This is a genomic window from Sorangium sp. So ce381 (assembly GCF_051473845.1).
GTDB lineage: Bacteria > Myxococcota_A > Polyangia > Polyangiales > Polyangiaceae > Sorangium > Sorangium atrum.
Genome location: NZ_CP150336.1, coordinates 6,862,232 through 6,887,079 on the forward strand (window position 1 = coordinate 6,862,232; position 24,848 = coordinate 6,887,079).

The 24,848-nt window shown below is 70.6% G+C and carries 29 protein-coding genes; 17 read left to right on the top strand and 12 right to left on the bottom strand.

Translation table 11 applies throughout. The annotated features are described in order from the left end of the window. Positions 1-33: 33 nt before the first annotated feature. Positions 34-1,026, bottom strand: a complete 993-nt coding sequence (locus tag WMF29_RS25500; RefSeq protein WP_437322748.1) for a sigma-70 family RNA polymerase sigma factor — start codon at positions 1,024-1,026, stop codon at positions 34-36. A gap of 251 nt (positions 1,027-1,277) precedes the next feature. Here WMF29_RS25500 and WMF29_RS25505 point away from each other — a divergent pair, with 251 nt between their 5' ends. Further along, the gene (locus tag WMF29_RS25505; RefSeq protein WP_437322749.1) at positions 1,278-1,826 is read left to right on the top strand and encodes an EF-hand domain-containing protein; all 549 of its coding nucleotides are present in this window, start codon (positions 1,278-1,280) and stop codon (positions 1,824-1,826) included. Between the two features lie 43 nt (positions 1,827-1,869). Here WMF29_RS25505 and WMF29_RS25510 read toward each other — a convergent pair whose 3' ends face one another. Further along, a complete protein-coding gene (locus WMF29_RS25510; RefSeq protein ID WP_437322750.1) occupies positions 1,870-2,097 on the bottom strand; it encodes a hypothetical protein in 228 nt (75 codons plus the stop codon). Between the two features lie 251 nt (positions 2,098-2,348). On the opposite strand from WMF29_RS25510, the gene WMF29_RS25515 reads away from it, so the two are divergent. Beyond that, positions 2,349-2,897 carry an EF-hand domain-containing protein gene (locus WMF29_RS25515; RefSeq protein ID WP_437322751.1) on the top strand — a complete coding sequence of 183 codons (549 nt, stop codon included), beginning with the start codon at positions 2,349-2,351 and terminating at the stop codon, positions 2,895-2,897. A gap of 10 nt (positions 2,898-2,907) precedes the next feature. Here WMF29_RS25515 and WMF29_RS25520 read toward each other — a convergent pair whose 3' ends face one another. Then, positions 2,908-3,483, bottom strand: a complete 576-nt coding sequence (locus WMF29_RS25520; protein ID WP_272093629.1) for a hypothetical protein — start codon at positions 3,481-3,483, stop codon at positions 2,908-2,910. Between the two features lie 678 nt (positions 3,484-4,161). Here WMF29_RS25520 and WMF29_RS25525 point away from each other — a divergent pair. Next, entirely contained in the window at positions 4,162-4,629 is a 468-nt protein-coding gene (locus WMF29_RS25525) for a hypothetical protein (protein ID WP_437322752.1), read from the top strand. A gap of 82 nt (positions 4,630-4,711) precedes the next feature. On the opposite strand, the gene WMF29_RS25530 is transcribed toward WMF29_RS25525, so the two are convergent. Both WMF29_RS25530 and WMF29_RS25535 read right to left on the bottom strand, forming a co-directional pair. After that, entirely contained in the window at positions 4,712-5,566 is an 855-nt protein-coding gene (locus WMF29_RS25530) for a hypothetical protein (protein ID WP_437322753.1), read from the bottom strand. Between the two features lie 345 nt (positions 5,567-5,911). Further along, positions 5,912-6,418: a hypothetical protein gene (locus tag WMF29_RS25535; protein ID WP_437322754.1), complete on the bottom strand. Its 507-nt coding sequence runs from the start codon at positions 6,416-6,418 to the stop codon at positions 5,912-5,914. 274 nt (positions 6,419-6,692) lie between these two features. Between WMF29_RS25535 and WMF29_RS25540 the strand changes: the two genes are divergently transcribed. From WMF29_RS25540 to WMF29_RS25555, 4 genes are all read left to right on the top strand, one after another. Then, a complete protein-coding gene (locus tag WMF29_RS25540; protein ID WP_437322755.1) occupies positions 6,693-6,968 on the top strand; it encodes a hypothetical protein in 276 nt (91 codons plus the stop codon). Then, a complete protein-coding gene (locus WMF29_RS25545; protein ID WP_437322756.1) occupies positions 6,934-7,350 on the top strand; it encodes a hypothetical protein in 417 nt (138 codons plus the stop codon). Before WMF29_RS25540 ends, WMF29_RS25545 begins: the two co-directional genes overlap by 35 nt. Positions 7,351-7,479: 129 nt before the next feature. After that, the gene (locus WMF29_RS25550; protein ID WP_437322757.1) at positions 7,480-8,013 is read left to right on the top strand and encodes a hypothetical protein; all 534 of its coding nucleotides are present in this window, start codon (positions 7,480-7,482) and stop codon (positions 8,011-8,013) included. Between the two features lie 387 nt (positions 8,014-8,400). Further along, the gene (locus tag WMF29_RS25555) at positions 8,401-8,628 is read left to right on the top strand and encodes an addiction module protein (RefSeq protein ID WP_437331167.1); all 228 of its coding nucleotides are present in this window, start codon (positions 8,401-8,403) and stop codon (positions 8,626-8,628) included. On the opposite strand, the gene WMF29_RS25560 is transcribed toward WMF29_RS25555, so the two are convergent. Further along, a complete protein-coding gene (locus WMF29_RS25560) occupies positions 8,556-8,879 on the bottom strand; it encodes a hypothetical protein (protein ID WP_437331259.1) in 324 nt (107 codons plus the stop codon). The genes WMF29_RS25555 and WMF29_RS25560 overlap by 73 nt on opposite strands. 137 nt (positions 8,880-9,016) lie before the next feature. Here WMF29_RS25560 and WMF29_RS25565 point away from each other — a divergent pair, with 137 nt between their 5' ends. The 7 genes from WMF29_RS25565 (at position 9,017) to WMF29_RS25595 (ending at position 14,177) form a co-directional block, all read left to right on the top strand. Beyond that, the gene (locus WMF29_RS25565; protein ID WP_437322758.1) at positions 9,017-9,625 is read left to right on the top strand and encodes a YdeI/OmpD-associated family protein; all 609 of its coding nucleotides are present in this window, start codon (positions 9,017-9,019) and stop codon (positions 9,623-9,625) included. Between the two features lie 29 nt (positions 9,626-9,654). Next, positions 9,655-9,999, top strand: coding sequence for a VOC family protein (locus tag WMF29_RS25570; protein WP_437322759.1), 345 nt, complete (start codon positions 9,655-9,657; stop codon positions 9,997-9,999). Positions 10,000-10,138: 139 nt separating this feature from the next. Next, positions 10,139-11,281 (top strand): penicillin-binding transpeptidase domain-containing protein, encoded by a 1,143-nt coding sequence (locus WMF29_RS25575; protein WP_437322760.1) that lies wholly within the window; start codon positions 10,139-10,141, stop codon positions 11,279-11,281. Between the two features lie 57 nt (positions 11,282-11,338). Next, positions 11,339-11,971, top strand: a complete 633-nt coding sequence (nth, locus tag WMF29_RS25580) for an endonuclease III (protein WP_437322761.1) — start codon at positions 11,339-11,341, stop codon at positions 11,969-11,971. Positions 11,972-11,978: 7 nt separating this feature from the next. Beyond that, positions 11,979-12,662 (top strand): uracil-DNA glycosylase, encoded by a 684-nt coding sequence (ung, locus tag WMF29_RS25585; protein ID WP_437322762.1) that lies wholly within the window; start codon positions 11,979-11,981, stop codon positions 12,660-12,662. A 7-nt stretch (positions 12,663-12,669) separates the two neighbouring features. Then, positions 12,670-13,434, top strand: coding sequence for a YkgJ family cysteine cluster protein (locus tag WMF29_RS25590; RefSeq protein WP_437322763.1), 765 nt, complete (start codon positions 12,670-12,672; stop codon positions 13,432-13,434). 125 nt (positions 13,435-13,559) lie between these two features. After that, a complete protein-coding gene (locus WMF29_RS25595) occupies positions 13,560-14,177 on the top strand; it encodes a glutathione S-transferase family protein (protein ID WP_437322764.1) in 618 nt (205 codons plus the stop codon). A gap of 169 nt (positions 14,178-14,346) precedes the next feature. Here WMF29_RS25595 and WMF29_RS25600 read toward each other — a convergent pair whose 3' ends face one another. After that, a complete protein-coding gene (locus tag WMF29_RS25600; RefSeq protein WP_437322765.1) occupies positions 14,347-15,243 on the bottom strand; it encodes a phosphotransferase family protein in 897 nt (298 codons plus the stop codon). 84 nt (positions 15,244-15,327) lie between these two features. On the opposite strand from WMF29_RS25600, the gene WMF29_RS25605 reads away from it, so the two are divergent. Further along, complete coding sequence (locus tag WMF29_RS25605) at positions 15,328-16,233, top strand: PP2C family protein-serine/threonine phosphatase (RefSeq protein ID WP_437322766.1); 906 nt, start codon at positions 15,328-15,330, stop codon at positions 16,231-16,233. Between the two features lie 19 nt (positions 16,234-16,252). Here the strand turns inward: WMF29_RS25605 and WMF29_RS25610 are convergent, their stop codons facing one another. Next, the gene (locus tag WMF29_RS25610; protein ID WP_437322767.1) at positions 16,253-17,134 is read right to left on the bottom strand and encodes an SCE4755 family polysaccharide monooxygenase-like protein; all 882 of its coding nucleotides are present in this window, start codon (positions 17,132-17,134) and stop codon (positions 16,253-16,255) included. 358 nt (positions 17,135-17,492) lie between these two features. Here WMF29_RS25610 and WMF29_RS25615 point away from each other — a divergent pair, with 358 nt between their 5' ends. Continuing rightward, on the top strand, positions 17,493-18,338 hold the full coding sequence (locus tag WMF29_RS25615; protein ID WP_437322768.1) for an aldo/keto reductase: 846 nt from the start codon (positions 17,493-17,495) through the stop codon (positions 18,336-18,338). Between the two features lie 169 nt (positions 18,339-18,507). Further along, on the top strand, positions 18,508-19,371 hold the full coding sequence (locus tag WMF29_RS25620; RefSeq protein ID WP_437322769.1) for a hypothetical protein: 864 nt from the start codon (positions 18,508-18,510) through the stop codon (positions 19,369-19,371). Positions 19,372-19,390: 19 nt separating this feature from the next. Here the strand turns inward: WMF29_RS25620 and WMF29_RS25625 are convergent, their stop codons facing one another. The 4 genes from WMF29_RS25625 to WMF29_RS25640 all read right to left on the bottom strand — a co-directional run bounded on the left by WMF29_RS25625 (position 19,391) and on the right by WMF29_RS25640 (position 24,837). Further along, the gene (locus WMF29_RS25625; RefSeq protein ID WP_437322770.1) at positions 19,391-20,872 is read right to left on the bottom strand and encodes a thioredoxin family protein; all 1,482 of its coding nucleotides are present in this window, start codon (positions 20,870-20,872) and stop codon (positions 19,391-19,393) included. Positions 20,873-21,038: 166 nt separating this feature from the next. Continuing rightward, complete coding sequence (locus WMF29_RS25630; protein WP_437322771.1) at positions 21,039-22,409, bottom strand: phenylacetate--CoA ligase family protein; 1,371 nt, start codon at positions 22,407-22,409, stop codon at positions 21,039-21,041. Continuing rightward, positions 22,406-23,587 carry an MFS transporter gene (locus WMF29_RS25635; RefSeq protein WP_437322772.1) on the bottom strand — a complete coding sequence of 394 codons (1,182 nt, stop codon included), beginning with the start codon at positions 23,585-23,587 and terminating at the stop codon, positions 22,406-22,408. The genes WMF29_RS25630 and WMF29_RS25635 overlap by 4 nt, the downstream gene beginning before the upstream one ends. Continuing rightward, the gene (locus WMF29_RS25640; protein ID WP_437322773.1) at positions 23,584-24,837 is read right to left on the bottom strand and encodes an ATP-grasp domain-containing protein; all 1,254 of its coding nucleotides are present in this window, start codon (positions 24,835-24,837) and stop codon (positions 23,584-23,586) included. The genes WMF29_RS25635 and WMF29_RS25640 overlap by 4 nt, the downstream gene beginning before the upstream one ends. Positions 24,838-24,848: the final 11 nt, after the last annotated feature.

Sequence of the window (24,848 nt, forward strand, 5' to 3'; positions counted from 1 at the left end):
ATTCATCGGTCGTCCGGAAGATTTTTTTCGGAGCTACGCCTCGGGCCGGAGGGGCAGGCCGAAGAGCGGGAAGAGCCGCTCGGCGTCGAGGAACGAGCACACCCCGACGATCTCGCCGGCGGACACCTCGATGACCTGGATCGCCCACGGGACGAAGGCGCCGCCAGGGCCGCTCGGCCGGTACTGCCCCAGCGCGAAGGATCCGTTCGCCGCCACCGGCAGGAGCCGCGAGCCTCTGCACCCCTCGCCCACCTTGAGGAGCCAGGCGTGCACAGAGGGACGCCCCCGGAGCCACAGCCGGTAGGGCGGCATCGACCAGGTCGCGTCCTCCCGGAGCAGCGAGACCAGCGCGTCGACGTCCTGCCGCTCGAAGGCCGCGACGTAGCGGCCGAGCAGGGACCGCTGCGCCTCGTTCATCGGCTCATGGAGGTCGGTCTTCTCGTCCTGGCCCATCGTCGCCCGGGCGCGCTGCAGCGCGCTGTTGACCGAGGCGACGGTCATCCCGAGCAGCTCCGCGATCTCCGCGGCCTCCCAGGACAGGACCTCCTTCAGCAGCAGCGCCGCGCGCTGCCGGGGCGGGAGCCGCTGGAGCGCCGCCACGAACGCGAGCCGGATCGTCTGCCGCGACGAGACCAGCTCCGCCGGGTCGCAGGACGCCGCCAGCACCCGACCGTCGGGGATCGGCAGCACCCACGTCGCCTCCACCAGCGTGTCGAGGACCGGGTTCTCGGCCGAGCCCGCCGGGCCGAGATCCATCGGTCGCGCCCGCCTCGACCGGCCCCGCAGCATGTCGAGGCACACGTTGGTGGCGATGCGGTACAGCCACGATCGCATCGCCGCGCTGCCCTCGAGCTGATCGAAGCTCCGCCACGCCCGCACCATCGTCTCCTGCACGGCGTCGTCCGCGTCGAACGCGGAGCCGAGCATCCGGTAACAGTGGCCGGTCAGCTCCTGCCGGTGCTGCTCCAGGCGCAACTCCATCTCGCTGGGAGGGGGGTTGGCTGCGGGGATCGAGGAGATATCCATCGCGGCAGGTTACCTCGGGCGCAGCCTGATCCTTTGGTCCTTCGCGGCCCCCCTGCCCTCCGTCCGCGCGGCATGCGTCTTGGCGAGCCCAGCCGGCACGAAGCCCACCGCGAGCGCGCCGGGGGTCCGCCGCGTCACCGCTCACAAAAGAAAAAGAATCGAGGGGCGCGGAGGGAGGGCGGCCCGGGGAGGGTCCCAGGAACAAAAGCCGATACGAAGACGCTCTCCCGTGCACCAAGGAGCACGACCCAATGACCCTCGCTCTCTTCTCCAACAAGACCCACAGCGCGATCCGTCGCTTCGTCCTCGGCAGCTTTCTCGCAGCGGCCGTCCTCGCCGGCGGCGGAGCGGCCTACGCGGCGGACGGCGCGGGCGGCACGGGGGACAAGCCGGCGCCGCACCAGGGCCAGAGCAAGAACGCCCACCGCGAGCACGGCCAGAAGGACCCGGCCCGCCTCATCAAGCGCTTCGATAAGAACGGCGACGGCAAGCTGACCGTCGCAGAGCTCCCCGAGAAGATGCAGAAGCAGCTCGGCCAGGCCGACACGAACAAGGACGGCACCCTGTCGGCCGAGGAGCTCAAGGCGAACGCCGAGCAGCAGGTGAAGGAGCGGCAAGCGAAGCAGAACGCGCGCTTCGCCCAGAACGACAAGAACGGCGACGGCTTCCTCACCAGGGACGAGGTGGGTGAAAAGCGCTGGGAGCAGATGAAGGCGGCGGACGCGAACCGCGACGGCAAGCTCAGCCCCGATGAGCTGCGCGCGGCCCACCCCGCGCACAAGCCGGCGGCAGCGCGGTAACTCCGAGGCGAGCCCGAGACGTGGAGAGGCGCGGTCCGCCCGCTCAGGAGCCGAGCGGCGCGCCGCAGCGATTGCAACCCTTCGATCGGTACGAGTGCTTCGCCTCGCAGTTCAGGCAGTGCTTCGGCAGGAAGTACAGGAGCGCCAGCCCGATGCAGGTGGCCAGCCCCACGATGCCCCACGCGCCGCTCCGGCCGCGCATCTTCGCGTAATACACGAGGGCGATGATGCACAGGACGACGCCGAGGAGCGTGAGGGGAGCGCTGTCCATCGCGCGACCCGCCGATTGCAGGACCACGTTATGCGCCTTCCCCGGCGCGGAATAGCAGGAGTTGCACAGGATGCCTGCGGGCAAAGGCGACCTCGAACCCGGGCACCCCGCCGTGAACCCGGAGGCGCCGGGGGTCGCGCCCGCTCCCGGAAAAAAGATCGAGGGGCGCGTAGGGAGGGCGGCCCGGGGAGCGTCCCAGGAACAGAAGCCGGCAAGAACAGGCTGGCCCTTGCACCAAGGAGCACGACCCAATGACCCTCGCCCTCTCCTCCAACAAGACCCACAGCGCGATCCGCCGCTTCGTCCTCGGCACCTTCCTTGCGGCGGCCGTCCTCGCCGGCGGCGGAGCGGCCTACGCGGCGAACGGCGCGGGCGGCACGGGGGACAAGCCGGCGCCGCACCAGGGCCAAGGCAAGGACGCCCGCCGCCAGCACGGCCCGAAGGACCCGGCCCGCCTCATCAAGCGCTTCGATAAGAACGGCGACGGCAAGCTGACCGTCGCGGAGCTCCCCGAGAAGGCGCAGAAGCGGCTCGGCAAGGCGGACACGAACAAGGACGGCAACCTGTCGGCCGAGGAGCTCAAGGCGCACGCCGAGCAGCGCATGAAGGACCGGCAGGCGAAGCAGAAGGCGCGCTTCGCCAAGAAGGACAAGAACGGCGACGGCTTCCTCACCAGGGACGAGGTCGGTGAGAAGCGCTGGGAGCGGGTGAAGGCGGCGGACGCGAACCGCGACGGCAAGCTGAGCCCCGACGAGCTGCGCGCGGCGCGCGGCGCACGCAAGGCCCCGGCAGCGCGGTAGAGCAGCGAGGTCAGCGCCGCGGCGCCGTCGCCTCGCCGGACGCTGTCTCCTCGGCGGGCGCTGTCTCCTCGCCAGCGCCCGCCGCCGCCGTGGCGGCGCGTTTCCTCGGACGCTTCGGGAAGAGCGGGAGCTGCCGCTCCAGCACCTGGCTCCGCCAGGCGAGCAGGGTCTGCGCGCGCCGGCGCGCGGTTTCCTTCCCGATCCCCGCGGTGAAGCGGAAGATGCGGCGCGCGAGCGCCTCCCGCGTCGGCGCCGAGGGCTCGAAGAGATCCGGCGCGACCTCCTTCACGACCTCGCAGGCGAAGATCGCGCGCCGCAGGTGCGTCCGCTCGTCGGCAGAGCCGGACGATGTGGCGAGCAGCTCGCGTGCCGCGGGCGTGATCGAGGCGCCGTCGTCGCCGAGCCAGCCGAGGACGCGGGCAGCGGCGAGCGCATAGCCGACGTGCCGCAAGGAGATGCCCGTCTGCTCGGAGATCCGCTCCTTCTCGGTCACCCCGCCCGAGAGCGCCTCCAGCACGCGCCGCACGTTCGCGAGGTTGTCGGCCTGGGGGATCTCGGCGCTGTGCAACAGGCGGGTCGTCGGCATGGGCGGCAAGGAACCCCCGGCCTCCGGCCGGGAGACGACACCATAGCGCGCCAAGGCACGGCGTGGGTCTCGAAGACGCCGGCCGGGCTGGGCGCGCCGCCGCTCTTCTCCAGCGCGCACGCCTACGCCCGCCGGGCCGTGGGCGCCTGGTCCCTGTGCCAGCGCTGTCTGCGCCTGGCACACATGGCGCAGCGCGCCAGCGGGCGCGCTCGGGAAAGCGCCCGGATCGCGCGGAGCGGCGATGGAACGGTTGCTGCCAAGTCTGCCAGGGCCGACGCTGACGTCGAGTCCGCCGCGGCCCTCCGGGACATCGCGCCTGAAGGTAAAGCGCTCCGGTCTTCCCCTCTACAGCGCTCTCGCGTGTTCCAGGTGCTCCCCATGAGAATGCGGTCTTTTCTTCGCGCATTGACCCGCTCGCAAGCAACTCCCGTGTTCATCCTGGCGCTTCTGTGTCTCCACTGCAGCTCGAGCGTCGAGGCGGACTCGATGGGCGGCGGCTCCGCCGGTGACGGTGGCAGCGGTAGTTCCACCGGCGAGGGGAGCGTCGGCAGCGCCTCGACGGGCGAGGGCGGCGGCGGGAGCTCGAATGGAGCGGGCGCTGGCGGCTCCACGGGGGAAGGCGGCAGCTCCACGGGGGCGGGCGGTGGCGGCGGGTGCCGCCTGCCGGACGACCCCGCGGTGTTCGAGATCGGGACCGGCGAGACCTGCTTCGAGAGCATCGAGGAGGGCGCCACGCTCCCGGTGATGACCGGGCCCCAGGGGGGATATCACCTCTGGTTCGCCGTCGGCTGCACCGACTGCGGGGAGAGGGTGCGTGTTCGGTACAGCGTCAAGGACCCTGCGACCGGGGACCTGTTCCCGCCGGGCGTGCCGCAGGAGGGGATGATCGAGCTCGTCCCCGGGGAGTTCCCGCACGCGTACGGGCTCATTGCGTTCCTCCCCGGAAGAGTGTGGGATCCGGCCACCGCGCTCAAGGAGGGGACCCACGTGCTCCTCGCGGCGGAGGCGCGCAACGACGACGGCTCGACGAAGCACGCGGCGCAGGTGGAGGTCGTCCTCGGCGCCACCGTGGCCTGGGGGCTGCCATGCAGCGACGATCCGGCGACCTGCGGCGCTCCCGGCGGGGCGCCGTGCTGCACCGACTGAGCGATGCAGCGCGGAGCCCATGTTCGGTGCGCCCGGCGCGGGTTCTCCCGACTTGCGCGCCGGGCAGCGGCGGCGGCGTGGATCAGAAGACGACGGCGCCGGGCGAGCAATACTGGTCGAGGAGGGGCGAAGGCGTCGCCGACACGTTGGCGTCGTCCACGTAGTACACGGCCGGCCCGCCGATCGTGTAGATATAGACCTCGTTGTTGAACGACGTGCCGCAGGTCTGGAGGTACTCCCACTTTCCGGTCTGGGTCGAGGTCCTGGTGTTATACCCCGTCCCGCCGCTGCCGAGCCCTATCGTCACCTGCCCGGTCACTGTATAGACCCAGACGCTGAACCGCAGGTAGGGGTTGTTCGGCGGCGGGCTGGCGGATGTCCAGTACTGCTGGGCGATGCCGCCGTTGGTCGTCGTCGCGGACACGAGGAGGCTGCGCCTGTTGGCCGTGTGCACGACGTCGGTCTTGAGCCATGTCGCGATGGCGCCGTAGTTCAGATCATTGCTCGTGGCAGGCCAGGAGTCCGCCGCGGTGCCCCAGCCGGCGAACCATGACGCGTTGGCGTTGCCATGATCGATGAAGCCCGACGGGATGCCGGCCTGCGCGTTCTCGAAGCCGGGGTTGTAAAGCAGGTTGACGATCGGGAGCTGGAGGAGGACGAGGGACTGCGCGCTGCCGGAGCTGACCGCGATCTCTGCGCCAGACTTCGCGACGGGGGTCAGCGTCTGCTGGGCGAGGGCGTCCGGGGCCGGCGCGGTGTTCTGCGCGCCGATGCCTTCGGACGGCTGCACCTCCGCCGGGGCGCGGGCTGCCTCGGGGAAGGCGGCGACCTCCTCGACGTCCATGGGCCCCTCGTCGAGAGGTTCGGAGTCCGAGACGCAACCGACGAGGGCGAAGGGGACAACGAGGCTGCTGAGGATGAATGCGGTAGATTTCATGACGGGTTCTCTCCGGTCGGGGATCGATTGTTCGACTGACGATCCTTCCTCCTGAGCACGCTGAGCACGCAGCGTGCCGGTCCGGCGGGCGCGGATTTCCGGCGATCTCGAGGGGGCGCTCGTGGAGCGAGCGCCGGTACGGGAACACGGCGACAGTCCTGCTAAAATGCTGGGCGCCTGTATGGAGGCTGTGGCCTGGAGGCCAAGACCTTCAGGCGCGGAGGCGTGCCCCTCCAGGACGCCGCGCCGAGGGTGCTGCCTGCACGCGAGCGCCGCGTGCTGTGCGCGAGCGCCGGGTGGATGGAGGACGCGCTGCGGTGGAGCGTGCCGTGGCGCCGTCAGGCGTCAGCCCGGCGGGAGCAGGGCGAGCAGCGCTCTGGCGGCAACCTTCTTGTCGAGGACAAGCACGCTCCGGATCAGCCTTGCGCTCCCCGTGAGCTTCTCTCCCAGCGCCTCGCCCGTGATCTCGAGCCGGCAGGCCAGGAGGCGCTGGGGGTAGCGGGAGAGGAGCGCGTCGCAGTCGCGATAGAAGCGGGTGCTGCCGTCGCTCGCGAGGAAGAGGATGCGCGACGCGCGGGCGTTCTGCGGGCTCTCCGGGGCCCTCCTGGCCGCGGCGTCCAGCCCCTTCTGCTCGCCGGCGAGCTTCTCGGCGATGAGCTCGAGGCCGTGGCAGGCGTGCTCGGCCGCGAGCGCGCCGCGGAGCTCCGCGGCCAGCGCGTCGGTCATCGGGAGCGTCGCCACCTGGTTTCGGCCGCTCTCCCACAAGAGACCCGCGTGCTTGGTGAGGAGATCGGACACCGCGTCATGGCGCGGATCGGCGACGAGATCTTTCGGCAGCTTGAGCACAGGCACCTCTGCGCGCACCCTACCAGACCCGACGCTCGGCGACGACCGCCGCGGCGGCGGCGAGCCTCCCGCACGCGGATCCGTCGGACCGGGCATCCCTCCCGGCCTGGGCCGCTGGCTTCGGTTGACCAGTCGACGACTCGTTGGGCCGACGATGATACCGATCATGGCACGGCAGAGGAGAACGGCCGGCTGCGCGTCGCGCTGTGCCTTGCACCGCCGAGCTTGCTGGCCTCGACGGCCCATCGTAAACCAGGATATGGCCGTTCGAGCCGTTACCGTGAACCTGCCCGAGCCGCTGTACGAGCGCCTGGCTCGCCGCGCTCAGAAGACGCAACGAACCGTCGAGGCCGAGCTCGTCGACGCGGTGGCGACCTCGCTCCCAGACGAACCCGACGAGCTGCCGGTCGACATGGCGGAGGCCATCGCCGCGTTGCACTTGCTAGGCGACGAGGATCTCTGGCGGGCCGCCAGGCAGAGCCTCGCCCCGCACAAGGTAGAGCGACGAAGAGCTTCGGCGGATGCCCAACAAGGATCGACTGCGCATCACCAATAATTTCGTAAGCGCCATGACCGACATGAAGAACGCACTATTCGCCCAGCTGCCGAGCTTCTCGCAATCTATTCAGGAGGCTTTTGGATCCATGAGTGGGATCACGCATCTCAGCAGCCTGCCTCGTTCTCGATCTCGCGAGACTCTTGAAGCGAATGCTGCAGTGGTCGAAGGCTATCGAGACCAATTGGGGGGAGCAGCCGAAGCGCGCGAGCAGTATCGAGACAGTTTTGGGCTACTGCTGAAATTGACCTACGAACTCGATGCGGTCCGCCAGGAGGCGGTCAACGTGCTTGCTCAACTGATCGGGAACCTCGCACGCGCACGCGACTTGGCAAATGGCGTCTTGTCCCGCACCCAGGCTCTTCTGCAGGCGGCGACGTGACACCGGGCGAATCCCCACACAAGCCGCCCAACATGGCGCTGGTGACCGACGCGTGGCTGCCCTGTGCGCACCCACGCGCGGCAGAAGCCGTAGCTGTTGGGCGGATGCGCGTGTATACCAGAGCGAATCATGAGCCCGAAGAAGGAACGCCAGCAGATGCGTCTCGAAGACGAGCGACGCCAAGAGATCGAGCTCGCCATCGCCACGCCGCGCGATCCGCACGACATGACCTGGGGATTTCCCGGCGTGGGCTCCCTGCAGGCACAATTCGTTCGTCGTCCATCGTGGCGAGCAGGCGTATGTTACGAGATCCGCGGCGACGTCGGCAACCTGCACCTCTTCCGCTCTCTCTCGACCAGCGCGGGAGCCGATCTCGTGGTTGGTTACGATCAGGTCGCAGCCAAGCCCGCAGCGCTATGGCGATTGCTCCGGAAGCTGGAGGAACTGCAAGTTCCCGTCCGTCGGCCGCTCGAGCAGGTCGGAGTTCTCGACGGCGTGGTTCTTGAGGCCACCGTGTGCGGTGGCGTGCAGGCGATTGCCCGGTTCACGTGGCAACGCGGGGCCGCCCCGAATGGTTGGCAGCCGCTGGTAGAGTTCGTGGAGTTGTCGATCGAGGAGTTCGACGCGCTTGAGGTCGTCAACGAGGAAAGGCCTCATGCATAGAGCCGAAGCGGGTAACAACCGCCCAACAAGCCGCTGATGCGCGATGATCCGGGCAGCCTCGCTTCACTCGGCCACCTGGCCCGTGGCGCGGCGGCCAGCCGTTAGACAGGAGCGCTCAGCCAGAGAGATGTCTCGTCGATCATGCTCCCGACCCCTCTCTCCGCCCCGTGCGCGGAGTGCAGGGTTGTCTCTGCTCTACCCGCGCGTGGGGGCCGAGCCCTCTCGGCCGGCACGGCCCCGGACTGGCGCGGGCGTCGCATAAGATGCTGGAATCGTTGGATAATGCGGACAGAAATGGCCCGCGGATACCCTGACGTGAGGCACGGCCCGACGGGCGTGATCTCCCGTGGCGTTTGCGGTATATTTGCGGATATGTCCCTCCCGGCGATGCCCCCTCCAGGTTTCGACGAGCTCTCCCCCGCTGAGAAGCTTGATTACGTCCAGGCCCTCTGGGACCGCATCGCGCTCCATCCTGAGGCAGTCCCAGCCCTGGAGTGGCATCGCGAGATCATCGCGGAACGCCTGGCGGCGCACCGAGCTGGTCAGGGTTCAAGCCGCTCGTGGGAGGAGGCCCGCCGAGACCTGCTCTCGCGCCTGCGCGCCGCGCAGCGATGAGACGGCTTGAAATCCGCCAGGAAGCGGAGGTCGAAATCTTTGAGGCTGCGCTTCGCTACGAGCGGGAGCGACGCCATCTCGGATTCCGATTCGAGTCTGAAGTGGATGCCACGATCCGCCGTACCGTAGAGAATCCTCTCCAGTTTCCTGAGATCGAGCCCGGCATTCGTCGCGCACTGGTTCGAATCTTTCCTTACGGTGTCTTCTTCGTACTCGAAGAACCCTTGGTGCTCGTGATAGCGGTGCTTCATCTGCACCGCCATCCGGACGCGTGGAAAGATCGGCTGTAAGCACCGAGCTGCGTAGGAAAGCTCTGGTGCGTGCAGTGCCCCCGGCGCGCCGGCTCCCTTGGCTCCTTGATCGATAGGCTTCAACCAGGACCGTTCTCATGGCACCGATCATTCCCAATCCAGACAAGATCAAGAGCTTCCCCACCGAGGCGGCTTTCGAAGCCTGGCTGGCCGCGAACCACGCCCGCGAGACCGAGCTGTGGCTGAAGATTCACAAGAAGGACTCGGGCGTGCCGACGGTGACCACCGCGCAGGCGCTGGACGTGGTCCTGTGCTGGGGGTGGATCGACGGCATCCGGAAGTCCTTCGACGAGGTCTCGTTTCTGCAGCGGTACACCCCTCGCAAGGCGAGGAGCGTCTGGAGCCAGATCAACAGGGATCACGTCGCTCGGCTGACGGCAGCCGGCCGCATGACCCCGCACGGCCAGCGGCAGGTCGACGCCGCGAAGGCGGATGGTCGCTGGGAGGCCGCCTACGCCCCCATGCGAAGCGCGACCGAAGACACCCTTCCTGCGGACCTTCGCGCGGCCATCGAGGCGAACCCACGGGCGCGCAAGACGCTCCAGACCCTCGGACGCCAGAACCTCTTCGCGCTGGCGTTTCGCATGAACAACGTGAAGACGCCCGCCGGGCGCGCGAAGAAGATCGAGACGCTGGTGGCGATGCTGGCGCGCGGTGAGACCATCGTGCCGGAAGGGCGACGCTGACCTGCGTCGGCGCGCGCGGCTCCACTCCAATGAGCGTGCAACGTGTTGCCTACCTGGTTCTCCGGTGCGCAGACCTCGAGCGCTCGCGGCGGTTCTACGAGGGCCTTGGCCTGCGCTTGTCCCCGGAACAGCACGGCAGCGGAGCGAAGCACTACTCGTGCGATGTGGGAGGAATGATCCTCGAGCTCTATCCGCTCTCGGACAAGCCGACCTCCGGTCTCCGCCTGGGGCTCGTCGTTTCCGACCTCGCGCGGGTCCTGGCGTCGCTCAGAGCATTGGGCGCGGTCGTCGGCGCCGTCGGCTCCGAAGGCAGCTCGCCCGTGACGGTCATCGATCCCGACGGTCACCGGATCGCCCTGGAACAAGAACGCTGAGCCGCTCCAGGGCAAAGCAGAGGAGCGGGCGCAGCACCTCACGAGCCGCTCCCGCCCCTCCTCCTCGGGCGACGAGGTACCTGTCGCGAACAGCGCGCGGAACTTGGCCCTCCGGCGCGCCGCCTGGCATCTCCGCGCGGTGCGATCGCGTCTCTTCCTCGCGCTCGCCGCCGCGATCGCCGTCGGGATCGCGCCGGCGACGGCATCTCCGGCGCCGCCGGGCGTCCGAAAGCTCCACGTAGAGGCCGGGGCGGTCCACGCCACGGTCGGCGCGTCGGGCAAGCAGGTGCGCCTCACGCTCGATCCCGAGCTCCAGCGCGCCGCCGAGCGCCTCCTCGCCCGCTCCGGCGCCCCCGAGGGCGCCATCGTCGCCTCCGACGTCCGCACCGGCCGCATCCTCGTGTGGGCGAGCCGCGGAGACCGGGACTACGTCGCGACCCCGCTCGCCCCGAGCGCGAGCCTCTTCAAGATCGTCACCGCGGCGGCGCTGCTCGAGGGCCGCAAGGTGAACATCGCGACGCCCGTCTGCTACACGGGCGGCATGAGCGCGATCACCGCGGCCGACCTGGAGGGCCGCGGCGCCACCTGCACCGTCTTCGGCGAGGCGCTCGGCCGCAGCATCAACGGCGTCTTCGCCCGCCTCGCAGGCCGGCACCTCACGGCCGACGACCTGCGCAACAAGGCCCGCGACCTCGGCTTCGACGGCGAGGTCCCCATCGACATCCCCGTCGCGCCGAGCACCGCCAACATCCCCGCCGGCGGGCTCGGTTTCGCCCGCGCCGCCGCGGGCTTCTGGAGCGGGCGGCTCAGCCCGCTCGGCGCCCTGTTCGCGATGCAGACGATCGCCAACGACGGCGAGCGCGTCCGCCTCTCGCTGCTCGCGCCGCCGGGCGCGCAGGATCGCGAGGACGCGGGCGCCGTCACGCCGCGGAGCACCGACGGCCGCGGCCTCCGGACCGACGTCGCGCGCACCCTCCGGTCGATGCTCGAGATCACGACGCGGCGGGGCACCTGCGCCAAGGCGTTCCGCAAGCCAGACGGCACCCGCGCCCTCGGCACCATGCCCGTCGCCGCCAAGACCGGCACGCTCGTCGGCGGCAGCCCGTCGCGGATGTTCTCGTGGTTCGCCTCGTTCGCGCCGTCGGATCGCCCCGAGATCGCGGTCTCCGTGATGCTGGCCAACGACATCGCGTGGCGCACCAAGGCGAACCTCGTGGGGCGCGAGCTGCTCGAGATCTACTTCGGCCGGAGGCGCCCGGGGCCCGTGGCCCGGCGTCGCTGAGGGGCCGAGCCCCGCTGACGGGCGGCCCGGGGCTGGGTTACGCTGCGACGACCCCCCATGAACGCCCGAGACCGCATCCCCCTCCTCCTCGCTCAACTGCGCGAGGAGTACCCCGACGCGCGTTACGAGCTCGACTGGAAGACGCCGCTCGATCTGCTCGTCGCGACCATCCTGGCCGCGCAGTGCACGGACGAGCGCGTCAACCGGGTGACCGCCACGCTCTTCCCGAAGTACCCGACGGCGCAGGCGTACGCCGACGCGCCCACGGCGGAGCTCGAGGAAGAGCTCAAGCCGACCGGCTTCTACCGCCAGAAGACGAAGACGGTGCAGGCGATGTGCAGGGAGCTCGTCGCGCGCTTCGGCGGCGAGGTGCCCGCGACCATGGCCGATCTCACCACGCTGCCGGGCGTGGCCAGGAAGACGGCGAACGTCGTGCTCAACACGGCGTTCGACATCGCCTCGGGGATCATCGTCGACACCCACGTCGCCCGCCTCAGCGGGCGCATCGGCCTCTCGAAGCGCGAGAAGCCCGAGCAGATCGAGGAGGATCTGATGAAGATCGTGCCGAAGGATCAATGGACGTTCTTCGGCCCCGCGCTGGTGCTGCACGGCCGCTACACCTGCGTCGCCAGGAAGCCGAAGTGCGGGGAGTGCCGGATGAGCGAGTTCTGTCCGAAGGAAGGGGTCTGAGCGAGAGATGAAGATCGATCTACCTGCCTCGTGGGAGCGCGTGCTCGCCGGAGAGCTCGAGCAGCCGTACTTCAAGAAGCTGGCGCGCTTCGTCGAGGACGAGCGGAAGGCGCACCAGGTGTTTCCTGCGGAGGAGGACGTCTTCGCCGCGTTCAAGCTCACGCCGTACGAGAGCGTCCGCGTACTGCTCCTCGGCCAGGACCCGTACCACGACGACGGGCAGGCCCACGGGCTGTGCTTCTCCGTGCGCCCGGGCGTCACGCCGCCGCCGTCGCTGGCCAACATGTACAAGGAGGCGGTCTCGGATCTGCCGGGCTTCACGATCCCGAGCCACGGCTGCCTCACCACGTGGGCGACCCAGGGGGTGCTGCTGCTGAACACCGTGCTCACCGTCCGGGCGCACACGCCGAACTCCCACAAGAACCAGGGCTGGGAGTCGTTCACCGACGCCGTCATCAAGAAGGTCAACGACAGGCCCGAGGGGGTGGTGTTCGTGCTCTGGGGCGGCCACGCGCAGAAGAAGGCGAAGCTCATCGACGCGAAGCGCCACACGGTCATCAAGGCGGCTCACCCCTCGCCGCTGTCGGCGAGGAGCGGGTTCTTCGGCAGCAAGCCGTTCTCGACCATCAACAGCGCCCTCCGCGCCCGCGGCGCCGAGGAGATCGACTGGCGGCTCCCGGAGACCGCGTAGCGCCGCGATGACGCCGCGGAAGCGCTCCCTGCCGCTCTCCCCGGGGACGCGGTACACCCCCGCCGTCCTCGAGGGGATCGCCGACGGGGAGCGCGCCGCGCTCGCGCCGTCGCTCGCCGCGCGCACCGAGGCCGGCGCGGTGTCGGCCGCGGCCTCGGCGCTCGCGCGGGCCGAGGCGCTGCAAGGGGCCTCGGTGGGCGCCGAGCCGCCCGAGCGGCCCATCGCCTGCAGGGCAGGCTGCTCGACCTGCTGCGTCAGCAAGGTGCTCGTGCTGGCGCCGGAGGTGCTCCGCATCGCAGCCCACCTGCGCGCCACGCGGAGCCAGGCGGAGCTCGCCGCGCTGGAGGAGCGCGTCCGCGCCGCTGACGCGGCGACGCGCGGGCTCTCCCGCCTGGAGCGCGCCGAGGCCGGCGTCCCCTGCCCGCTGCTCGACGAGCGCGGCGCCTGCTCGATCCACGCCGTCCGCCCGATCGTGTGCGCGGCCTGGGGCTCCCTCGACGCCGCCGCGTGCGAGCGCCACTTCGCCGCGCCCGCGTCCGTGCCCACGGCGCCGATGCACCGCCCGGGCTACGAGGTCGCCAACGCCGTCCTCGCCGGGCTGGGATGGGCTGCGAAGGAGCAGGGCCTCGACGCCGCGCCGCTCGAGCTCATCGCCGCCCTGCGCATCGCGCTCGAGCGCCCGAACGCCGGCGAGCGGTGGCTCGCGCGCCTCCCGGTCTTCGCCGCGGCCCGCGACGCCGAGTGGCAGGAGGATCGGCGGCGCGAGGGCTGATCGCGCGCTGCGATCGGCCGCGTCATCTGGGCGCTCGCGGTCCGAGAAATCCGTTTAGGCTAGCGCGCCGCGGAGGCCGCCGCCGGTCGGCGCCTCGCGACGGAACACAGGTCTAAGGAGACGCGATGAAGATCTACGGACATCCCATGAGCACGTGTACGCGCAAGGTCCTGACGGTGCTCGCCGAGAAGGGCCAGGAGGCGCAGTTCGTGCTCGTCGACCTGACGAAGGGCGCGCACAAGCAGCCCGAGCACCTCGCGCGCCACCCGTTCGGCGTGATCCCGGTGCTCGAGGACGAGGACTTCACGCTCTACGAGTCGAGGGCGATCATGCGTTACCTCGATCACAAGCTCCCGGGAGCTTCGCTGACGCCGACCGAGCTCAGGGCGAGGGCGCTCATGGATCAGTGGCTCAGCGTGGAGCAATCGTACTTCGCCACCCCGGCGGTCAAGATCGCCTTCCAGCGTGTCTTCCTGCCGATGCAGGGCAAGCCGGGCGACGAGTCCATCGTCGATGCGTCCAAGGGCGAGGTCTCGAGGGCGCTCGACGTGATCGAGAAGGCGCTGGCGGGCCACGAGTACCTCGCGGGCTCGAGCTACTCGCTGGCCGACATCTCGTGGATGCCGTACCTCCAGTGTCTCGTGGTGTCGAACGTCGGGGAGCTCATCACCGATCGGCCGAACGTCGCGGCGTGGTGGAAGCGGATCAGCGCGCGCCCCGCCTGGGTGAAGGTGTCGTCCTGACGCCTGCCGGCCTGCCCTGAGGGGACGTCTTCCACGATAGAGCGGAAGATCCGCGGCGAGCATGCTTACGCGTGGAGCGCCGCGCTCATCACGAAAACGACTCTCCACGCTGCGGCGCCCGCCAATTGGGACTGCCGAGCCAGGCCGAACTCGACCTCTTCAAGCCAGCTCATTCCTCGCTTTCCCCCGTGGTCTGAAGGATGCGGCCACGGACATCGATCGCCCGGCGCGAGCCTGGCTCCGCTCCGGCGAGGAGCCCCACCAGGTTGAACAGGTCGAACGCTGCGGCCCAGCGCTCGAACCCCTCGGGAAGCGGCGCGCTCTGGCGGTAAGCGCCCGCGAACGCCGCGACGAACTCGGGCCCCGGGCTCCAGCGCAGGAGCTGGCCGACGTCCATCAGGCTCGGTCCCGCGTACGCGAACTCCCAGTCGAGCACGAGCAGCTCGCCAGACGACAGCCAGTGCAGGTTGGACGCCTTGAAATCCCCATGGAGCAGCACGGGCGCCGACGAAAGCGCGCGAAGCGCCTCCGTGTTGGCGTCGAGGAAGGCGCGCACGCGCTCGCTCAGCTCGCCGCGCAGGGCAGGAGCCAGCCTGTCGAGGACCGCGTCGACATGCCCCCGCAGCGCGCCGATGCAGTCGGCGAACGGCCCGGAGACGGCGAGCTCCGGCCCCAGGAAACCCGCGCTGTCGTAGCCGACGGCGTGGATCTCCGCGAGCGCGCGCCCGACGGCAGCGCCGCACGTCGCGGTGTCCTGGAGCGGTCCATGCGGGACGTGCTCGAGGACGAGGAAATCGTCACCCGCCGACAGGACCGCCGGGACGCGGAACGACCTCCAGCCGCGCGCGAGCAGGCTGGCCTCCTTCGGCGCCGCCGCAGCGTCTCGGCGGTACACCCGCAGCACACGCTCGGCGCCGAGGCGCACGTTCACGTTGGCGTGCCCGCCGGAGAGCACCTCCACCTCGCCGGAGAACGGCAGGACGCGCCGCTCGATCTCGGCGCGCGCGAGGGTCTGGACGTGCGCGGCGCGCTCCCATGCGCGCTCGGGGTCGTGGAGCGGCCTCATGCGATCTCTCTTCATTTGAGGCACGAGGCGCGCCGCGCGTCGAGCGCCCTCCCTCGGACAGCGCCCCCGCGGTACCATGCGCGCATGCCCGTGTACCGCACGTCCGCCGTCGAACACGCCGCGGCGGTCGCCGTGGCGGCCCGGACCGACGTGGGCCACAGCCGCGAGCACAACGAGGATACCTTCCTGATCAGCGATCTCGCGCGCGGGCTCGCCCATGGGCCCCCGGCCGTCCAGGCGTCCATCGAGCCGCCGCTCGCCCTGTCGCTCGGCGTGTACGACGGCTCCGGCGGCGCGTCGTCCCCCGACGCGGCGAGCCGGCTCGCGGCGCGCATGGTCCACGCCATCCTCACCCGCTCCGCGCCCCGATCGAGCGACGCCCTCGAGCGGAGCCTCCTCGAGGCGATCGGCGAAGCCGGGCGCGCCGTCCGCGAGAACGCCCGCCGGAGCTCACAGCACCGGAACAGCGGCACCACGGCGACCGTGGCCGCGCTCTGCGATGAGCGCCTCCTGCTCGCTCAGGTCGGCGACAGCCGCGCCTACCTCCTCCGCAGCGGCGTCCTCACCCAGCTCACCCGCGACCAGACCCTCCTCCAGTCGCTGCTCGAGAGCGGCAAGCTGCGGCCCGAAGAGGCCGCCACCTTCGAGCACAGGGGCGTGATGCTCCAGGCGCTCGGGCTCCGCGAACACCTCAGGATCGCGCTCTCCGCCGTCGAGCTCCGCCGCGAGGACACCCTGCTGCTCTGCACCGACGGGCTGAGCGACCTCATCGACGATCGGCACATCGCCGCCACGCTCGACGCCCACCCCGACCCGGCGGCAGCCGCCAGCGCCCTGATCGACGCCGCGCTCGCCGCCGGAGGCCGCGACAACGTGACCGCGCTGGTCACGCGGTTCGACGGCCCCTGGCTCGCTCCGCCGGCGAGCGACCGCGCCGCGGAGATCATCGAGATCGCCAGGTTCTCCGAAGGGCCGACGCGCCGCTCCTGACGGCGCGCCGGCCCCGCGATCACGAGCGCCGCGACCCGCGCCCGGCAGCGTCCCGCCGCGGCGCCAGCCGGCCTCGCCTCCGCCCGCGCGCCGCGAGCGCGAGGGCGGCGAGCGCGCCGAGCCCCGCCGAGATCGGAGCCCCGCCCGCCGCGCCGCCGAAGCTGCACCCGCCGTCGTCCTCCGCTGCCCCAGATCCCTCGTCAACGCCCGCGCCCGTCGTTGCGCCCCCGCCCGTGCCCGCGCCAGCGCCCGTCGTTGCGCCCCCGCCCGTGCCCGTGCCCGCGCCCGTCGTCGCATCCCCGCCTGCGCCCACCGTGGCGCTGCTGCTCGCGCTCGTCGTTGCGCCGCCGCCCGCGCCCGTCGCGCCGCCGCCCGCGCCGGCGCTGGCGCTGGCGCTCGCGGCGGCAGGGTCGGAGGACTTGAGCACCAGATCCGCACAGCGGTAGTACAGGGTGGCCGGCCTCCTGTCCGTCATGACCTGGATGAGCTGAAGCGTGCAGTTGTCACACTCCACGTCCGGGAGCGTGACCTCCGCCGAATACGACCCTCCCTTCTTGTCGGCGATGCCGTCGAGCAGGCAGCCCTTGTCCACCCCCGGCTCGCAGAGATCGTTCTCGTTCGCCGGCTCCGGGAAATCGTCGAAGCCGTCGTCGTCGAACATGATCCGGAAATGCCCGGGGTGATCGATCGTCTCGTTCCACGTCACCGTGATGGTCTCGCCCGGCTCGAACACGGTGACGGTCTCGCCCCGCGCATCGCCGCGAGCACCGCAAGGCGACACCTTCTGCTGGTCGTCCGCGTGCCTCGGCGCGGGGGACGTGAGGTCGATGTGCGCGCTGCTCACGCCAGCGAACGACATCACGGCGGCCAGTACGAACGATCCCATCAGCATGCAACGCATCGATCCACCTCCTCAGAGCTCGCGGGCAGCGCAATCTACACAGCGGCTCATCGTCTGTCTGCGACATCCTCAAGCAAGGAATTTTCTATGGACAAGGCGCCAGCGACCGACGCCGCGAACCGCCGGGCTCAGCCCGGTGAAGGCGCTCGGGCTTGCCTTTCGTGGTGAATTCAGCGATCCCACCCGGGGCGGAGGGGCGCCCCTGGAACGCCGATCAGGTATGAAACGCTGTGTCCATGCGGCTCTCCGTGAAGGGAGGCCAGCACGGACCGCGTGGGGGTGGGGCCCCTGCCGGCTCTGCCGGCGGGGCGGGGGCGGCGCGTGCCGCCCCCGGTGACAAAAGCGGAGGTTCATCATCATGGAGCAGCGCGAACTCGGTTCTACTGGCGTCAAGATCCCGGTCGTCGGACAGGGCACCTGGCAGATGGAGATAGGTGATGAGGCCGCCTGCATCGACGCCATCCGGCGGGGGATCGACGCGGGCATGACGCACATCGACACGGCGGAGATGTACGGCTCGGGCGCTGTCGAGGCGCTCGTCGGCAAGGCGATCGCCGGCCGCCGCGACGAGGTGTTCCTCGCCTCCAAGGTGCTGCCGAGCAACGCGAGCTACTCCGGCACGATCGCCGCGTGCGAGCGCAGCCTGGAGCAGCTCCGCACCGACCGGCTCGACCTCTACCTCCTCCACTGGCCCGGACCGCACCCGCTCGAGGAGACGTTCCGCGCCTTCAAGGACCTGAGGGACCGGGGCAAGATCCGCTATTTCGGCGTCAGCAACTTCGACCAGGCGGAGCTCTCGAAGGCGATCGCCGTCGCCGGAGCGCGCGAGATCGCCTGCAACCAGGTGCTCTATCACCTGCTCGAGCGGTCGATCGAGCACCGGGTGCTGCCGCTCTGCGAGCGGCACGGCATCGCGGTCGTCGCCTACAGCCCGTTCGGCTCGGGCCGCTTCCCGGCGCCGGACAGCACGGCGGGCAGGGTGCTCGCGTCCGTCGCCGCCGCCCACCGCGCGACGCCGTGGCAGGTCGCGCTGCGCTTCCTGCTCCGCCGCCAGCCGATCTTCGTGATCCCCAAGGCCGCGAACGCCGCACACGCGCTCGACAACGCGGCCGCGGGCGATCTGCGCCTCAGCAGCGAGGACATCGCCCGCCTCGAGACGGCCTTTCCGCTCCGGCGGGATCGCGGCGTGCTGCCGACGCTGTAAAGTGGGCGGCAAACAGAGCAACCGTGAGGACGCCAGAAGCCACCGAGATTGGAATTTCCGCCTGGCGCCTTCTGGTACCTTGGCGTGTCTTTCCTTCGCGAGCTCGGCTTCGTTCCGCCGAACGGCGAGGGCCCTCTTGGCGGGCGGCCGAGCGTGGCATACTGCGCACATGAGCCACGCACGCCTATCCTCGCTTCTCTTCGGGCTTTCTCTCGCCGCCTGCAGCGGCTCGGTCGAGATCCCGTCGAGCGACGGTGGCGCCGATGATTTTCTCAATCTCTGCGGCGGCACGGTCGACATGCCGTCCGGCGCCGGCGACAGCGGCGGCACGGCCAGCACTGGCGACACAGGCGACGGCGGTGCAGGTGGCTCCGCCAGCTCGACCTCGAGCGGCGGGACACCGCTCGCCTGCGGAGGGCGAAGCGGCGGGGTCTGCAGCGCGGAGGAGTACTGCGACTTCCCCGACGACTCGTGCGGAACGTTCGACACCATCGGCAGGTGCACCCCCCGGCCCGGGGGGTGCCCGGAGGACTGCCCGGGCGTCTGCGGGTGCGACAACCAGTTCTACTGCAATGCGTGCGCCGCGCAGCAGGCCGGCGTGGACGTCTCGGCGAACGCGTCCTGCATCGAGCCCGAGGTCGGCCGCTACACCGTCTCTTACTGGCCCGGCGGGTACGATCACCTCACGATCTACAAGGCCCGACCAGAGGCGGACCTCTGCGTGGTGCTCTACGCCGAGGCGCCGAGCAGGCAGTCGCCCGAGGGCTTCGACATCGTCACGGTCCCGGAGGTGTGGAGTGTGTCGCGCATCCTGATGAGCAAGGGGGCGGCCAGCTGCACGCCGAACGCCCAGGGCTCAGCTGGCGCCGCCGTGAGCGCGACCAGCGCGACCGGGAGCCTGACGGTGCAGACCTCGGGGAGCACCTCTTTCCCATCCACCATCGACGTGGACATCACCGTGTTCTTCCCGGAGGAGCCCACGACCGACCGCCTCCGCGCGACGGGCCTGGTCGTGGGCACCGGGGAGAACTAGCGGACCCTGGGAGCCGCCGTCAGCGCTTCTTCACGCCGCCGCCGCGCTGGGCCTTCTCCGCCTCGTCGAGCCGCCGCCGCGCGTCGTCCAGGGCCGCCTGGCTGGCGTGGCCCTTCGGGAGCGCCTCGTAGCCGGCCACCTCCTCGCGCAGCGTGGCGATCTGCTCCGCGCCCCGCCCGAGCCGCTGCTGGATCTCCGCGCGGAGCTTCAGGTAGCGAAGCCGGCGCGGGCCATAGGCGCGCCCGATGGCGCGCTCCACCGCGGCGAGCGCCTCCGCCTCGCGGCCCATCGCGTGGAGCACCTGCGCGAGCCGCGCGGGCGGCTCGTACGACGCGGGCATCTGCGCCTCGCGCTGCGAGAGCATCGCGATCGCCTCCTCGCCGCGGCCGAGCGCGACATAGGCCATGGCGCGCCCGTAGTCGTACGCGGCGGCCGCTTCGGGCGTCTTCGCCTCCTTCGCGGCCCGCTCCAGCACGGCGAGCTTCGACTCGCTCGCAGCGCGGGCCCCGCCCGCGTCGCCGAGCGCCTCGAGCCCCTCGGCGAGCAGGCCCCACGCGTCGGCCCTGTCGTCCGCGCTCGCGTCCGCGGGCGGGCTCGCGACGATCGACCGCAGCCGGGCGACCGCCGCCTCGCGCGCGGCCCGCTGGGCCTTGCCGCCGGGGAGCGCGGCCGCGCAGGAGAGCAGGACGCTCGCGAAATCGGCGGGCAGCGCCGCGCCCTTCACCTCGCCGACGTGCGCGCTGCCGAGCTCCACGCACGCCGCGGCGTCCTTCTTGCGGTAGAGCGCCGCCAGGAGGCCGAGCAGCGCCTCGCTGCGCCGCGGCCACGCCTCTCCGCCCCGGGCCAGGGCGCGCCGGTAGGCGGACACCGCGGCGGCGTGGTCACCGGCGCTGTGGGCCCGCTTCGCCTCGACGAGCAGGCGGTTCGGATCGTCCGCAGGCAGCGCCGACGCAGCCTTGGAATCCATCGCGAGCAGCGCGTCGCGGATCAGCTCGCGCAGCTCCTCGACCGAGGCGGCGCCACGCCAGAGCCCGATCACCTCGCCGGCCGCCGGCTCGAGGACGAAGAACGTCGGCCACACCGTCACCTCGTGGCGCTCCAGGAACGGCGCGCTCTCCGGTCGATCCGTGTCGACGTCCGCGAACACCACCCGATCGGCGAGCGGGCGCAGCGACGGATCCGTCAGCACATAGTGCTTCATGCTCAGGCACGTGTGGCACCACGGCGCCCACGCATCGACGAACAGCGCCTTGCCCTCGGTCCGAGCCTTCTCGCGCGCCCTGGGCACATCGTCGTGGATGAACTCGAGCGGCGGCCTCGCCGCGTCCGGCTCCGGCCTCTCGGCCGGCGCCGGCCTCTCGGCGGGCTCCGCAGCCGCGGCCGCGGGCGCCGCGGCGGCCGGCGGCGCAGGCGCGCGCGGCGGCGGCGAGGCAGCACAGGCGGCGAGCGTGGAGAGCGCGGTGGCGGACAGGAGGACGGGGAGCGACGCCGTGGGACGCACGCCGCCATGGTAGCCCGAGCGCGGCGGCCACGACAGGGCTTCACCCGGACGGTCGCAGCCGCGAGCCCGCAGCCGGGTAGCAGCGCCGCGGTCATCGCGACGCGCGCGAGGCGCCGTCGAACGGCTCAACGAACAAGGAGCATTGGCGTCATGAGCCGTGACCATCCTATCTGGCGCCCTCGAGCCCTGCCGCGCCGTCCTCGCCTGCGTGTGGCCGCGCGCCAGCCTCCCGGAGCGGCGACGGCCCTCTCGCGGCCTTGAAGCGCCGGTCGACCACGAGCGGGACCTTCCCCGTGCGCTCGCTCCGCAGCAGCGCGCCCTCCGCGAGGACGTCGACCGACACAAGGATCGAGCCCCGCTCGACGGACTTCCCGAGGACCGGAAGACGATCCAGGATCTTCCGGCGTATCTCTCTCTCGTCCAGGTGAGCGCCCTCGAGGCGGACCACCAGGTGGGCGTTGTGCTCGTAGCGCTCGAGCACGATCTGCATGGCCGAGGGGCCCTCGTCGGAGAAGGCCTTGACGAGCTGGTGCACCCAGACCGTGGCGTCGCTGGAGAGCTTCAGGAACTCGCCCCCGCGGCCGAGGAACTCGATCTTTCGATAGGGCAGCCCGCACGCGCATGCCTGGTCGATGAAGCGGCCTCGATCGCCGATGTCGTAGCGGACCAGCGGATAGAGCGTCCGGTAGAGCGACGTGAGGACGATGCGCCCCTCCTCGCCCTCCTCGACCGGCCTGCCGTCGTCGCCGATGATCTCGACGTGGTTGAAATCGTCGAGGGTATGGTGCTCGTTCCCCGTGCAATGCGAGCACTGGAAGCCGAACTGCAGGGCGTCGACCGACGCGATCACGGAGGCGATGCGCCTCACCCCCATGCGCGTCCTGAGCCAGTCGGCGTCCACCGGCGACAGCCCAGCGCCGCCGTAGAGGAGCAGCTCGAAGCCGAAGGACGGCTCGACCTCGTGGATCTTGCGCAGCTTGTGCATGAAGGAGAGCGGATTGGCGAACAGCACATCGATGCGCATCCGGCGGGCGGCGTTGAGGAAGAAGGCCGGCTCGACGTGGGGACCGAAGGGCAAGCTGCGCGCCCCGAGCTCGAGCAGCTCGTGCTCCAGCGTGATCAGCCCGCCATAGAGCTCGCCGATGGCGAGGCAATTGGCGACATTGTGCTCCTTGCGCACCCCCATCAGGCTCAGCATCCTGACGCCGGAGCGGATCATCTCCCTGATCTCGGCGCCCGAGTAGATCGAGAACTTCGGCTCTCCGGAGGTCCCGCCCGTCTGGAGGACGACGCCGCCGTGCTCCTCGCCGCTCTTCAGGCTCTCGGGGGCCTTCATCATCGTGTCGCTGTAGGCCTTCTGCGTGGTGACCGGGGCCAGCGCCAGCGCGTCGAGGCCGGTCGCGTCCCGCGGGAGGATCCCCGCGTAGTACTCGGCGCGGCGCGCGGCGGTGAGCACCCGGTCCAGGCGTCCCACGACCTCCCTACGGAGCTCCCGCGTCGTGCGCGCCGCCGGCGCGCTCTCGTGTCTCATGCTCATGACATTTCCTCCGAAAAGGCCTGACGGCCGACCGCTAGGGTGACGAGGCAGAACAGGGTGGCCATGCCCGCGACGAAGCCGACGCCCCACGGCGCGCTCCAGCTCAGCAGCTTGGTCGTGCCGCCGATGCCGATGACGGTGACGATGGACACCAGCAGAAAGCGGAAGCTCGATATGCGGCCCTTCTGCGCCGGCGGCATCCGCTGGTAGAGCTTCGACGTGAGCAGCGCGTTGGTGAAGCCGATCGCGGCGCCGAGGCCCAGGAACGACGCGGTCGTCGCCGCCCTGCTCCGCGCGAACGTGATGACCGTGAGGAACAGGACCTGGAGCAGCTGAAACCCGACGAGGTGCCGCGGGCTCCCCCCCTTCCTCGCGAGCAGGAACGTGATGACGGCCCCGGCCGCGAACGCGCCGTCCAGCCCCGAGAGCCACACCGCATCGCCGCCGAACCGGCTGTTGACGAGCGGCACGAGGATCAGGTTCAAGCATGCCATGACGGCGAGATCGCCTGTCGAGATCGCCACGTGGACGAAGAGCGACGGCGTGCGCCGCATCCCTTGCGCCAGCTCCTTCCAGTCCTTGATCACCTGCGAGAGCGAGACGAGCGCGGCGCGCCGCGCCGGATCGCCGGAGACCTCCAGCCTCCAGAGGATCAGGCTCGTGGCCAGGAACAACCCAGCATCGATGAGGAACACGACGGAGTAGCTGAGGCGCGCGAGCAGCACGCCGACGGCCCCGACGCCGAGCAGCTGACCGAGCTGGAGCAGCAGCATCGCGAGCGACGAGTAGCGGACCTGCTCCTCTTTCGCGACCACCCCCGGCACCAGCGCGAAGGCGGCGGTCTTGTAGAAATGGGAGCCGACCTTGAGCAGCGCCGAGAGGGCCACGACGGCGAGCGTGGCCTCGTACCCTGGATGGAGCGCCAGCGCGGCCAGCATCACCATGATGAGCGCGCGGTTGATCCCGGCAGCCGAGGCGACGAGCTTGGGATTGAGCCTGTCGATGATCGGCCCCGCGTAGATCTGGCTCAGCACGCCGATCAGGTAGTCGAAGCCGAGCACGAACGCGAAGGACGACACCGCTCCTGTCCGGTCGAACAGGAACTTGCCCAGCGCCAGCGTGTGCATTCCATCGGCGACGTTGGTGAGGAGCGTCGCGGTCAGGAGGCGCCGCTTCAACTGACCACCTCCGTCGCGTGCGGGACGACCCGGATCTCCTCGCTGAGCCGCCGCACGACCTCGGCGACCTCGGCGCTGTCCCCGCCGCGCAGGATTGCCGCCGCGGGGACCTCCCAGTACTGGTGCGTCACCGACTTCTTCAGCCGGTCGGGGGGCTGCGCGACACGGAGCTTCACGACAGCGCCCGAGCCCGGGAGCCAGTCAGGCGTCGTCACACGGCACGAGGCCTCGGGGAAATGATGGCCAGGCACGACCAGCCAGCCGAACCACGGCCCCTCTGTCTTCGTGACCTCCCGGACGGGCCCCCCGGGCAACGGGCGACCGAGCCGCCGCGCCTGAGCCCGGATGAGGACGTCGATCTCCTCGGTCGGTAGGTGGACGCCGGTCGAGGCCTCCGTCGCCGGGATGACATCGGCGCCGCCCGCGCGGTTGGCGACCTCCAGGAACACGAGCTCCTCCGGCCCCTCGATCACCTCGAGGTGGAAGGCGCCGTCGACGATGCCGACCGCGCGCAGGCAATCGAGGAAGAACGCCCGGTACTGGTCCGACATCCTGAACTGCGCCGAGCCGAGCGGCTTGCTGCCCCACGCGTACTCGAGCGGCGTGTTGACGTAGCGGCTCGCCACGATGAGGCGCGGGGCGCCCCCATCCATCACGCCGTCGACATGGAGGATGGGCCCCTCGACGAACTCCTCGATCTCTCCGTCCGCGTAATACTCGTCGTTCTCCGGCCGGACGACGAAGGCGAGCGCCTCGCGCGGTGAGCCGAAGACGTGCACGCCGATGCTGCTGGCGCCCAGCGTCGGCTTCAGGATGGTGCGCCCCTCCCACGGCACGGACGCGACCGGGGCGCCCTTCTCCACCGCCCGGAGGTCGATGTTGCGCGGGCTCCTCAGGCCGGCCGCCGCCACGAGCCGCTTCATGAGGATCTTGTCCTTGAATTTCAGCAGCTCGTCGTAGCGAGGACCCGGGATCCCGAGGTGCTCCCGCACCTCGCCCGCCTCGTGCAGGTCGAACTCCGACAGGGCCATGACCATCTCGTAGCCGTCCGCCGCCGAGACGATCGCGTTGATCTCCACGTGACGCTTCGCCACGCCTGGGATCACGAGCCTCTCGCAGCGCAGACCGGCCGGCAGATCCGCCATGCGCGCCGCCGTACCCACGTACGTAACGTCGTGCGCGCCGTGATCGAGCGCGCGATGATACTCCATTCTTCGATAAGGCACGGTGTGCATGATGAGGATTTTCATACCTGAAACCT

What these genes read in the sequence shown, in the direction of transcription:
- WMF29_RS25515 (WP_437322751.1), top strand. Translation starts at nt 2,349, where the DNA reads ATGACCCTCGCCCTCTCCTCCAACAAGACCCACAGCGCGATCCGCCGC.
- WMF29_RS25500 (WP_437322748.1), bottom strand. Translation starts at nt 1,026, where the DNA reads ATGGATATCTCCTCGATCCCCGCAGCCAACCCCCCTCCCAGCGAGATG.
- WMF29_RS25595 (WP_437322764.1), top strand. Translation starts at nt 13,560, where the DNA reads ATGAAGATCTACGGACATCCCATGAGCACGTGTACGCGCAAGGTCCTG.
- WMF29_RS25640 (WP_437322773.1), bottom strand. Translation starts at nt 24,837, where the DNA reads ATGAAAATCCTCATCATGCACACCGTGCCTTATCGAAGAATGGAGTAT.
- WMF29_RS25620 (WP_437322769.1), top strand. Translation starts at nt 18,508, where the DNA reads ATGAGCCACGCACGCCTATCCTCGCTTCTCTTCGGGCTTTCTCTCGCC.
- WMF29_RS25570 (WP_437322759.1), top strand. Translation starts at nt 9,655, where the DNA reads ATGAGCGTGCAACGTGTTGCCTACCTGGTTCTCCGGTGCGCAGACCTC.
- WMF29_RS25555 (WP_437331167.1), top strand. Translation starts at nt 8,401, where the DNA reads ATGCCCCCTCCAGGTTTCGACGAGCTCTCCCCCGCTGAGAAGCTTGAT.
- WMF29_RS25590 (WP_437322763.1), top strand. Translation starts at nt 12,670, where the DNA reads ATGACGCCGCGGAAGCGCTCCCTGCCGCTCTCCCCGGGGACGCGGTAC.
- WMF29_RS25565 (WP_437322758.1), top strand. Translation starts at nt 9,017, where the DNA reads ATGGCACCGATCATTCCCAATCCAGACAAGATCAAGAGCTTCCCCACC.
- WMF29_RS25605 (WP_437322766.1), top strand. Translation starts at nt 15,328, where the DNA reads ATGCCCGTGTACCGCACGTCCGCCGTCGAACACGCCGCGGCGGTCGCC.
- WMF29_RS25550 (WP_437322757.1), top strand. Translation starts at nt 7,480, where the DNA reads ATGAGCCCGAAGAAGGAACGCCAGCAGATGCGTCTCGAAGACGAGCGA.
- ung (WP_437322762.1), top strand. Translation starts at nt 11,979, where the DNA reads ATGAAGATCGATCTACCTGCCTCGTGGGAGCGCGTGCTCGCCGGAGAG.
- WMF29_RS25600 (WP_437322765.1), bottom strand. Translation starts at nt 15,243, where the DNA reads ATGAGGCCGCTCCACGACCCCGAGCGCGCATGGGAGCGCGCCGCGCAC.
- WMF29_RS25520 (WP_272093629.1), bottom strand. Translation starts at nt 3,483, where the DNA reads ATGCCGACGACCCGCCTGTTGCACAGCGCCGAGATCCCCCAGGCCGAC.
- WMF29_RS25510 (WP_437322750.1), bottom strand. Translation starts at nt 2,097, where the DNA reads ATGGACAGCGCTCCCCTCACGCTCCTCGGCGTCGTCCTGTGCATCATC.
- WMF29_RS25560 (WP_437331259.1), bottom strand. Translation starts at nt 8,879, where the DNA reads ATGAAGCACCGCTATCACGAGCACCAAGGGTTCTTCGAGTACGAAGAA.
- WMF29_RS25545 (WP_437322756.1), top strand. Translation starts at nt 6,934, where the DNA reads ATGCCCAACAAGGATCGACTGCGCATCACCAATAATTTCGTAAGCGCC.
- nth (WP_437322761.1), top strand. Translation starts at nt 11,339, where the DNA reads ATGAACGCCCGAGACCGCATCCCCCTCCTCCTCGCTCAACTGCGCGAG.
- WMF29_RS25505 (WP_437322749.1), top strand. Translation starts at nt 1,278, where the DNA reads ATGACCCTCGCTCTCTTCTCCAACAAGACCCACAGCGCGATCCGTCGC.
- WMF29_RS25610 (WP_437322767.1), bottom strand. Translation starts at nt 17,134, where the DNA reads ATGCGTTGCATGCTGATGGGATCGTTCGTACTGGCCGCCGTGATGTCG.
- WMF29_RS25530 (WP_437322753.1), bottom strand. Translation starts at nt 5,566, where the DNA reads ATGAAATCTACCGCATTCATCCTCAGCAGCCTCGTTGTCCCCTTCGCC.
- WMF29_RS25630 (WP_437322771.1), bottom strand. Translation starts at nt 22,409, where the DNA reads ATGAGCATGAGACACGAGAGCGCGCCGGCGGCGCGCACGACGCGGGAG.
- WMF29_RS25615 (WP_437322768.1), top strand. Translation starts at nt 17,493, where the DNA reads ATGGAGCAGCGCGAACTCGGTTCTACTGGCGTCAAGATCCCGGTCGTC.